5 protein-coding genes are annotated in these 7867 nt (G+C 70.4%); 2 read left to right on the top strand and 3 right to left on the bottom strand.

The window, feature by feature from the left end; all coding sequences use genetic code 11:
• Positions 1-2409, top strand: a 2409-nt coding sequence (locus RN729_RS08065) for a DUF5107 domain-containing protein (protein ID WP_310783500.1), incomplete at its 5' end; no start/stop codon positions are given.
• On the opposite strand, the gene RN729_RS08060 is transcribed toward RN729_RS08065, so the two are convergent.
• Positions 2406-3695 (bottom strand): MFS transporter, encoded by a 1290-nt coding sequence (locus tag RN729_RS08060; protein WP_310783498.1) that lies wholly within the window; start codon positions 3693-3695, stop codon positions 2406-2408. The genes RN729_RS08065 and RN729_RS08060 overlap by 4 nt on opposite strands.
• Before the next feature lie 178 nt (positions 3696-3873).
• On the opposite strand from RN729_RS08060, the gene RN729_RS08055 reads away from it, so the two are divergent.
• Positions 3874-5874, top strand: a complete 2001-nt coding sequence (locus RN729_RS08055) for an acyl-CoA dehydrogenase family protein (RefSeq protein WP_310783496.1) — start codon at positions 3874-3876, stop codon at positions 5872-5874.
• Between the two features lie 40 nt (positions 5875-5914).
• Here the strand turns inward: RN729_RS08055 and RN729_RS08050 are convergent, their stop codons facing one another.
• Positions 5915-6523 carry a hypothetical protein gene (locus RN729_RS08050; protein ID WP_310783494.1) on the bottom strand — a complete coding sequence of 203 codons (609 nt, stop codon included), beginning with the start codon at positions 6521-6523 and terminating at the stop codon, positions 5915-5917.
• Positions 6524-6639: 116 nt separating this feature from the next.
• On the bottom strand, positions 6640-7867 hold a 1228-nt coding region (thiC, locus tag RN729_RS08045; protein WP_310783492.1), incomplete at its 5' end, for a phosphomethylpyrimidine synthase ThiC.

Below are 7867 nucleotides of genomic sequence, written 5' to 3'. Positions count from 1 at the left end.
TTCGCCCGGGACGACCTCGAACTGTTCGTGCCGGGGGACGCCTACCTGGAGCACTCCGGCCGGGTGCGCCCGTGGCCCGAGGATGAAGAGGGGCGCTTCCTCCCCCTGTACCGCAACAACGCGTTCGGGGGACACAAGTCCTATCACGTGGTGGGGGCGCTGAACGATTTCTTCGGCGGCTACTATCACGACGAGGACTACGGGTGGGGGCACTGGGCCCCGCACGAAGAGATGCCCGGGCGAAAGATGTGGCTGTGGGCGCTCTCCCGGGCGGGCGGCGTCTGGGAGGACCTGCTCACCGACACGGACGGACAGTACGTCGAGTTCCAGGCGGGGCGGCTGCACGCGCAGTACCAGCCGGGCGCGGACCGCAACCCGGTCTCGCAGGGCGCGTTCGATCCCCTCTCGGCCAGCCGCTGGACGGAGACGTGGTTCCCGCTGGAGGGGACGGGCGGCCTCACCGACGCGTCTCCCCACGGCGCCCTGCACGTCGAACGAGAGGGCGACCGCCTGCGGGTTGTGGTCCAGGCGTTCGGGGCGGAGACGGACACGGTGACCGTGTGGTCCGGCGGCGAACAGGTCGGCGCGCGGGCCGTGGCGCTCGAAGCTATGGAGCCGCTGGCGGTGGAGTTCGACGTCACGCCCGTGCAGCCGTGGCGCGTCTCGCTGCTGCGGCTCGGCCTGGAAGCCTGCTCAAACCCGGGTGCGACCGGTCTCGCAGGGGTCTGCGGATTCGGCGGAGACCCCTCGGTGTCCCGGTCGTTTGCGACGAACGCCGAGGCGTGGGATGCTCTCCCGGAGACGGACCGCCTGGTGTTCGAGGCGCGGGAACTCGCGCGGAGCCGCCGCTACCCGGAGGCGCGGACGCTGTACGAACGGGCGCTCGCGGCGGAGCCCTGGAACCGGGAGGCGCTCCTGGGCCTGGGCGCGCTGGGGCTGAGGTCGGCCCGCTACGAAGAGGGCCTCGTCCACGCGCGGCGCGCGCTGCAACTCGACACGTACGATCCCGAGGCCAACTTCCTCGCCGGCAACCTCTATCTCGCCCTCGGGCGCCGTGCCGATGCGCTCGACGCGTTTGGCTGGGCCGCCCGGTCAGTCGGCTTCCGGACCGCGGCGCGCACTCGGCTGGCGGAGTTGGCGCTCGAGGCCGGGGACCTGGCCGAGGTGCAGCGTCACGCCGGGCTCGCACTCGACCACGACCGCGTGAGTATTTCCGCCCGCGAGGCGATCGGGATCGCGGCGCGCATGGCGGGGGACGAAGCCGGCGCGGCCAGCGCGCGGGCGGAGCTTCTGGAGCTTGACCCGCTGAACCACTTCGTGCTGGCCGAGCGCTATCTCGCGGCGCGGGGCGGGGGTGACGAGACGGCTGGCGGGGCCGAGGCGGCGCGCCTCGCCGCGTCGATGCGGAGCGAGTATCCGGGGCAGACGCTCCTGGAGCTCGCCGTCGGCTACGCGAACCGGGGGCTGTCCGGCGATGCCGCGCGCCTGCTGGAACTCGCGGATGAGGTGCGAGGCGGCCCCGTGGCCACGGCGTGGCGCGCCTTCCTCACCGGCGACGCGGAACTGCTGCGGACGGGGGCCGATCCCGCCTTCGCCTTCCCCTACCGCCCCGAGACCCTGCCGGTCCTGCGCTGGGCAGCCGGCGAGGACCCGCACTGGGGTTGGCGCTACCTGCTGGGCCTGAACCTGTGGGCGCTCGACCGCGACGCCGAGGCGGCCGAGGTGCTGGCGACCCTCGGCAACGAGCCCGACTACGGACCCGCCTACGCGGCGCGCGCGCACATGACGAGGGCCACGAGCGGCGACCCCGGCCCCGATTTCCGGCGCGCGGTCGAGGTGGATCCCGACAACCGCCTCCTCCACATCTCCCTCATCCGGCACCTGCAGGAAGCGGGAGGCTGGGCGGAGGCGCGCGAGGCGTCCGGCCGGGGACGGGAACGCTTCCCGGACGACTTCAACGTCGCCCTCCTCCACGTGCGGGGACTCCTCCAGGCCGGCGACCACGGCGAGGCGATCCGGATCCTCGGCGACACGCGCGTCCTTCCCTCGGAGAACTCCGGCGAAGCCCACCGCCTCTACGAATTCGCGCACGTCGGGGCCGCACTCGACGAACTGGAGGCCGGAGACCGTCCGGCCGCGCGCCGCCACCTGGAAGCCGCGCTCCTGTGGCCGGAATCGCTCGGCCAGGGCCGCCCCTTCGACCCCGACGATCGGCTGGTGCGGTTCCTGTTCGACGCGGCGGCGGAAAGCCGCGATGGCGAGCCCGTGCCCGGCGCCTTCGCGACCGTCACCATCGCTTCAATGCGTGCCCGCGCCGATTCACTCGCCGCCGCGACCTCCCCGATCGCCGCGATCGAGCGGGCCCTCCTGCGCCGGGCCCTCGCCGCAGCCGCGCGCCTCCCACGCTAGCTGGGCGCGCCCTCCGCTGTCGCCAGCCTCACGCCTTCCTCCTCGTCCACCCGCATCAGCAGCACCAGTCCTGCCGCGAGAAAGACGAGGATGGAGGCGATGGCCCAGCGGTGGCTACCCGTGGCGCCGAGGATGAGCCCGTAGGAGAGCGGCCCCAGGGCGGAGGAAAGCCGGCCGGAGAAGGCGTAGAAGCCGAACAGTTCGCCCTGCTTGTTCTCGGGCACGAACGAACCGAGGAGCGCGCGGCTCCCCGCCTGGTTCGGCCCGACCATCAGCCCGAGGAGTATGGCCGCGGCCCAGAACATGGGGAGGTCCCTCGCGGACCACGCCAGCACGATCGCCACCATCAGCAGGACGAGCGTGATGGCGATCGTTCGCTTTCCGCCGATCCGATCCTGGACGAAGCCGAAGCCGATCGCGCTCGCGCCCGCCGTCGCGTTCACGACGATGCCGACGATGAGGAGATCCGCCGTCTCCATCCCGAACTCGACCGCCGCGAAGATCGCCGCCATGGCAAAGGCCGTCGCGAGCCCGTCGTTGTAGACGAGACGCGCGACCAGCAGGCGGACCGCCTGGCGATAGCGCTTCAGGTCACGGGCCGTGTCCGCGATGCGGCCGAAGCCCATCCGCACGTAGGTGCCGAGCGACGCGCGGCGGCGGGGCTGCCGCTCCCGAAGAAAGAGAAAGGTCGGAATCGAGAATACGAGCAGCCAGCCGGCGGCGAGGAGGTTGGTGGACCGCACGTTCAGCCCTCCGTCCTCCGGCAGCCAGCCGCTGACCATCCCCAGCGCCGGCACGAGGCAGAGGAGGCCGCCGAAGTACCCGAGGCCCCACCCCAGCCCGGATATGCGTCCCATGTTCTCGCGGGTGGAGATCTCGGGAAGGAACGCGTTGGCGAGCGACTGCATCGACTCGTAGGCGACGCTGGCTCCGATGAACACGAGCGCCGCGATCCACGCATCGCCCGGCCCCATGCCGAAGAGGCCGGCGGTCAGGGCGACACAGACGATCGTCGCGATGAGCAGAAACCGCTTCTTGAGGCCGCCGAAGTCCCCCATCGCGCCGACCACCGGCATGATGAGCGCGGTCGTGACGGCCGAGACGGTGACCGCGCGCGTCCACCAGACGCCCCCCAGCACGTCGTCGGGAGCGATCGACCGCGCGAACCAGGCGGAGAAGATGAACGTCACGATGATCGTCCCGAACGCCGAGTGGGCGAAGTCGTACATCGCCCAGGAGACGATCTCCCGGCGCGCGACGGGCGGGGTTCGGGGGGTCGAGTTCACTCGCGGCGGCCTTTCGAAGCAGGCGGAGGTCCGTGTGGAACGCTCAAGGGTACGAAGGAGGGTCCGTGCGACGCGACCCGTCGGTTTGTCGCGAACGCATCGCGCGGGGTAGCTTGACAGGAGTGTCGTCCCCCAGGGACGGCTTCCCGATATGAGGCACGAGAGGCGGAAGATTCACATGTCCACACATACAGACGCGAGCGGAAAAACCCACGTCAGCGAGGCCGAGGCCCGGAAGGTCGCCGAGGCCGCGCGCGAGACCGACTGGACGGGGCGGACCTTCGTCCGGAACCTCTTCCTCGGGAAGCTCCGGCTCGACGCGATCCACCCCTACCCCGACCCCGACGACTTCATCTCCGAGCGCGCCCGCGCGTGGACGGAGGAGCTGCGGGTCTTCCTGCGGGACGAGGTGGACTCCGATGGCATCGACCGGGACGGCAAGATCCCGCCGGAGGTCGTGCGGTCGCTCGCCGAGCGCGGCGCCTTCGGCATCAAGGTGCCGGAGAAGTACGGTGGCCTCGGGTTCAACCAGACGGAGTACGCGAACGCGATGCGGGTCGTGGGCTCGGTGGACGGGAACGTCGTCGCCCTCCTCTCCGCGCATCAGTCGATCGGCGTGGGGCAGCCGCTCAAGATGTTCGGGACCGAGGCGCAGAAGGAGGCGTACTTCCCCCGGCTCGCAAAGGGGGCCGTCAGCGCCTTCGCCCTCACAGAGAACGACGTCGGCTCGGACCCGGCGCGGCTCACGACCTCCGCCGAGCGCACGGAAGACGGCTCCGCCTTCATCCTCAACGGCGAGAAGCTGTGGTGCACGAACGGCACCCTGGCCGAACTCTACGTCGTGATGGCGCGCCACCCGGACACGGGCCGGATCTCCGCCTTCATCGTCGAGCGCGACTTGCCGGGCGTCGAGGTCGTACGGCGCTGCCACTTCATGGGACTCAAGGCGCTCGAGAACGGGATCATCCGCTTCACGGACGTCCGCGTGCCCGCCGAGAACCTCCTCTGGAAGGAAGGGAGCGGCCTGAAGCTCGCGCTTATGACGCTGAACACGGGTCGGCTCACGATCCCTGCCTCCTCGGTGGGCGGAGCGCAGGCCGCGCTCGAGGCGTGCCGCCGCTGGTGCGCGGAGCGGATCCAGTGGGGGGTGCCGGTCGGCAGGCACGAGACGATCGCACATTACCTGACCTCGATTGCGACGCGGACCTACGCCATGTCCGCGATCGCCGACCTTACACAGTCGATGGCGGACCGGGGCGGCTACGACATCCGGCTCGAGGCCGCGATGGCGAAGCTCTGGAACACGGAGACGGGGTGGCAACTCGTCGACGACGCTCTGCAGGTGCGGGGCGGCCGCGGCTACGAGACGGCCGACTCGCTCACGGCGCGCGGCGAGGAACCCGTCGCCGTCGAGCGCTGGCTGCGGGACTTCCGCATCAACCGGATCTTCGAGGGCTCGAGCGAGATCCTGCGCCTGTTCATGGCCCGCGAGGCCGTGGACCGGCACCTCCAGATCGCGGGCGGCCTCGTCGACCCGCGCCTCGGCCTCGGCGCCAAGCTCAAGATCCTGCCGCGGGCGGCATGGTTCTACGCCACCTGGTATCCGTCCACCTGGATCGGCTGGAGCCTGCCGCCACGCTTCGCGAGCCACGGGCGGCTGGCGAAGCACCTGCGCTTCGTCGAGCGCAACAGCCGCAAGCTCGCGCGGACGACCTTCCACCTCATCCTCCGCCACGGGCCCAAACTCGAGCGACGACAGGGGTTGCTCTTCCGCGTCATCGACATCGGCGGGGAACTGTTCGCGATCGCCGCGGCCGTCACGAGGGCCGACATGCTGCGACGCCGGGAGGGCGAGGGGGCGCGCGAAGAGGCCCGGGAGGCCATCCGCCTCGCCGATTCGTTCGCGGCCGAGTCACGCCGCCGCGTGGGCGAACTCTTCCGCCGCATTCGCTCGAACCACGACGCGGCGGACTACCGCATCGCCCAGGACATCATGGCGGGTCGCTTCGAGTGGATGGAGCGCGACATCGTCGGCCTGCAGAAGGCCGCGCTCGAAGCCTGGAAGGGCACGGAGTCGGTCGGGCCGTCCGATCATGAACCCGACGCATCCCCGTCCGAACCCTTCGCGGAGCCTCGCCGGGATGTCCGTCCCGCGGGCGCCGGGGCCGAGGTCGTCTAGCGTCCCTTAGCCGGATCCATCGTCCATCAGGCGGAGTCGATCAACCGGACGGGTCGGGGTCCACTACGCCCTCCCGTTCGAGGCGGGTCTCGTGGCCGCATAGCGTGCCGGCCAGGATGACAGCCACGGACGATCCCGTGCCGGAGGAGTCCGGCGCCTCGCTCAGAGTCAAATCGATGTCGCAGGATCCGGACCGTCGGTCGGTCTGCCAGTCCAGCGCTCCGGTCACCGAACCCTCGAGGGTGAACGCCTCGAAAAAACCGACGAAGGTGGTGACGATCCGTTCGCGGACGCTTGGGCGGCCGTCCACAGTGAAGCGCGTCCCGCCGCTCGAAAGCTGGCAGCCGCTGGGTGAGGCCGTGGAATTGGCCGTCAGGGTCGCCGTGTCGGCTACCGACTCCTCCACGACCGACATCGTGAGGGTGACCTGTCCTCCCAGGGGGCAGGCGAGCACCATGCTGTTCTCGGAGCCGCCGATGATCGTGGCAGCCGTGTCATTGTGAATCGCCCGCATCGCCTCGAACAGCGCCACGGACTCGGCCGCGGAGAGCGGCTCTCCTGTGGTGGGGGGCTCTGTCGGTCCCTCGCTGCAACCGGACGCCAGCGCCCCGGCGAGGAGCACGGCGGTCACGCTTCTTCGGTTGAACATCCCTCCCTCCCTTCCTCCCCGGCCGGGTTCCGGTCGACGCGGCGCGAGCGCGGCCGCCCTCCGGTCCCGGCACAACCGATGACTGAAATATATGCACACGAGCCGCGCTGAGCGAATCAGGTACCCGGGGTGGGATGGCCGGCGGTCGCGCGACGGAACTCATCCGCCTTCTCGTTCAACCCCCGCTCGATGGCTTCGCCGGTGTCCAGACCGCGCTCGCGGGCGTAGCGGCGCACGTCCTCGCTGATCTTCATCGCGCAGAACTTCGGGCCGCACATCGAGCAGAAGTGGGCGATCTTCGCGCCCTCCGCCGGGAGCGTCTCGTCGTGGAAGGCGCGCGCGGTCACCGGGTCGAGCGAGAGGTTGAACTGATCCTCCCAGCGGAACTCGAAGCGGGCCTTCGAGATCGCGTCGTCCCACGCCTGCGCGCCCGGGTGACCGCGCGCCAGGTCCGCCGCGTGCGCCGCGATCCGGTACGCGATGACGCCGGCCTTCACGTCGTCGCGGTCGGGGAGCCCGAGGTGCTCCTTGGGCGTCACGTAGCAAAGCATCGCCGTGCCGTGCCAGCCGATCGCCGCCGCGCCGATCGCGCTCGTGATGTGGTCGTAGCCGGGCGCGATGTCCGTCGTCAACGGCCCCAGCGTGTAGAAGGGCGCCTCGTCGCACCACTCGAGCTGCTTGTCCATGTTCTCGCGGATCAGGTGCATGGGGACGTGCCCCGGGCCCTCGTTCATGACCTGCACGTCGTATTCCCACGCGATCCGCGTGAGTTCGCCCTGCGTGCGCAGTTCGGCGAACTGCGCCTCGTCGTTGGCGTCCGCGATCGACCCCGGCCGCAGCCCGTCCCCCAGCGACAGCGACACGTCGTACTCCCGCACGATCTCGCACAGCTCGCGGAAGTGCGCGTAGAGGAAGTTCTCCCGGTGGTGGGCCATGCACCACTTGGCGATGATCGACCCGCCGCGGCTCACGATCCCCGTCACGCGCTCCGCCGTGAGCGGCACGTACCGGAGGAGCAGCCCCGCGTGCACGGTGAAGTAGTCCACCCCCTGCTCGCACTGCTCGACGAGGGTGTCGCGGTATATGTCCCACGTGAGTTCCTCGGGGACGCCGCCCACCTTCTCCAGCGCCTGGTAGATGGGCACGGTGCCGATGGGGACGGGGGCGTTGCGGAGGATCCACTCCCGCGTGGCGTGGATGTTCCGGCCCGTCGAGAGGTCCATGACCGTGTCGGCGCCCCACAGGGTGGCCCAGCGGAGCTTCTCGACCTCCTCGTCGATCGACGACGTCACCACCGAGTTCCCGATGTTGGCGTTGATCTTCACCTTGAAGCCGCGCCCGATG

The organism is Candidatus Palauibacter polyketidifaciens, assembly GCF_947581785.1.
Lineage (GTDB): Bacteria > Gemmatimonadota > Gemmatimonadetes > Palauibacterales > Palauibacteraceae > Palauibacter > Palauibacter polyketidifaciens.
Note: the sequence above shows the minus strand (reverse complement) of the source record. Positions and strands in the feature narration are given on the sequence as shown.

Bases quoted from the DNA above. Each gene is read 5' to 3' on its own strand.
- RN729_RS08055 (WP_310783496.1), top strand. From the start codon at position 3,874: ATGTCCACACATACAGACGCGAGCGGAAAAACCCACGTCAGCGAGGCC.
- RN729_RS08050 (WP_310783494.1), bottom strand. From the start codon at position 6,523: ATGTTCAACCGAAGAAGCGTGACCGCCGTGCTCCTCGCCGGGGCGCTG.